The organism is Pseudoalteromonas sp. AWM4_233, assembly GCF_056158285.1.
Window position 1 is genome coordinate 5,004 of sequence record NZ_JBSWSZ010000137.1, and the last position, 401, is coordinate 5,404.

The 401-nt window shown below is 44.1% G+C and carries 1 protein-coding gene; it reads right to left on the reverse strand.

Features of this window, described 5'->3' with window-relative positions:
- Window positions 1-21 precede the first annotated feature (21 nt).
- The gene (locus ACXAC4_RS27325; protein WP_475168317.1) at window positions 22-279 is read right to left on the reverse strand and encodes a hypothetical protein; all 258 of its coding nucleotides are present in this window, start codon (window positions 277-279) and stop codon (window positions 22-24) included.
- Window positions 280-401 lie beyond the last annotated feature (122 nt).

Here is a 401-nt window from a genome sequence, read left to right on the forward strand (position 1 = left end):
CAATAACACGTATTGCTAAGGTTAACGACGGTTAGATTCACCTCTTACACAGCACCTCATCGCTTCAACATAAGCGGCAAAAGAAACGGCCCCAGCAGGTAATTCAAATAAGTCGCCTGTGATATCGGCTGTAAACGTGTTATTGAACGAGTTACCGTCGTACGTCGCCCAATCGGCAATTTGCATTGCTGTGTCTGGTGTTAACGGCGCAAACCACATTTCATAGTTAGGACGATAAACAGGCATGCCATTTACTTCACCGTATTGTTGACCCTTCAATAAACGGTTGCCCTCGTTGGTATGATGTAAATAGCGGTCATTGAAGTCATAGTTTGCACGGCTATAACCTACTGAATAGTAAAGGTGCTGTGTAAGAGGTGAATCTAACCGTCGTTAACCTT